This is a genomic window from Consotaella aegiceratis (assembly GCF_036541425.1).
In the GTDB taxonomy this organism is placed as follows: domain Bacteria; phylum Pseudomonadota; class Alphaproteobacteria; order Rhizobiales; family Rhizobiaceae; genus Consotaella; species Consotaella aegiceratis.
The window spans coordinates 1-1,147 of sequence record NZ_JAZHFT010000135.1; the positions used below are offsets into that span (position 1 = coordinate 1).

Below are 1,147 nucleotides of genomic sequence, written 5' to 3' on the forward strand. Positions count from 1 at the left end.
TCCACGTCCGGCATAGTGCTTCATGGCTGCTTCCTCTCGATGCCTGTGGCCGATCAACACGGACCACGTTCCAACATCCTGAAGGGAGCAGCCACCCTGCGGCGCAGACCCCAATCACCCCATCTGTTTTGAAATTCATGGATGTGCGTTTCTGCGGATGAGGTTTCCGCCCATGGCGACGAGGATCATGGCTTGTGAGACGTCGATGCGCTTTTCATAGTCGCGCACGAGGCGACGCCAGCGGATCATCCAGCCGAAGGTACGCTCCACCACCCAGCGCCGCGGCAGGATTTCGAAACCCTTCTGGTCGTCGGATCGGCGGATGATTTCGACAACGAAGTCGAGATAGGCGGCCTTGTCCATCAGCTTGAGGCGGTCGTAGGCGCCGTCGGCGAACAGATGCTTCACCCACGGCCAGCGCTTGCGGATGGCATCCAGGATCATCTGCGCCCCGGCGCTGTCGGAGATGTCGGCGGTGGTCAGATTGACCATCAGCAGTCGTCCATCGGTGTCGACGGCGATGTAGCGCTTGCGCCCGACGATCTTCTTGCCCGCGTCGTACCCCCTTGTTTCGGCATGCGGCGCCTTGACGGACTGGCTGTCGATCACCGCCGCCGACGGGCTCGCCTCACGCCCGGCCCGCTCGCGGTCCGCCATCAGCGCCACATCGTGGATGGTCTGGAACAGAAACCGTCGCGCCAGTTCGCGGAACCAGCCGTAGACCGCCTGCCAGGGGCCGAAATGGATCGGCAGCATCCGCCAGCCGCAACCGGAGCGCACAAGATAGCGCACCGCGTTGATCACCTCGCGAAAATCGACCTCGCGAGGGCGTCCGCGACGGCCGGGCGCCGGCATCAGCGGCGCGATCTGATCCCACTCTTCGTCCGTCAAATCAGACGGGTAGCGCTTGGTTTTCTTGGCGATCCTTGCCATTCGCCCACGGCTTTGCTCTGTCCACATCCACAGCTTGAATCATAAGCCGACCCACAGCGAAAGCCCCCCTGCGATTTTCAAAACAGCCTCTGAGAGGAGAAGGCCGATGTCCTGGTTCACGGCGAGCTTTGCCGAGGTTCCGGATCCGCGCACGGGTAATGCCAAGCGCCACGATCTTCTGGAGGTTCTGACGATTGCGCTGACGGCGGCGGTC

Annotated in this window: 1 protein-coding gene; it reads right to left on the minus strand. The window is 62.5% G+C overall.

Features of this window, described 5'->3' with window-relative positions; all coding sequences use genetic code 11:
* Nucleotides 1–135: 135 nt before the first annotated feature.
* A complete protein-coding gene (locus SMD10_RS25425; RefSeq protein WP_331688503.1) occupies nt 136–960 on the minus strand; it encodes an IS5 family transposase in 825 nt (274 codons plus the stop codon).
* Nucleotides 961–1,147 lie beyond the last annotated feature (187 nt).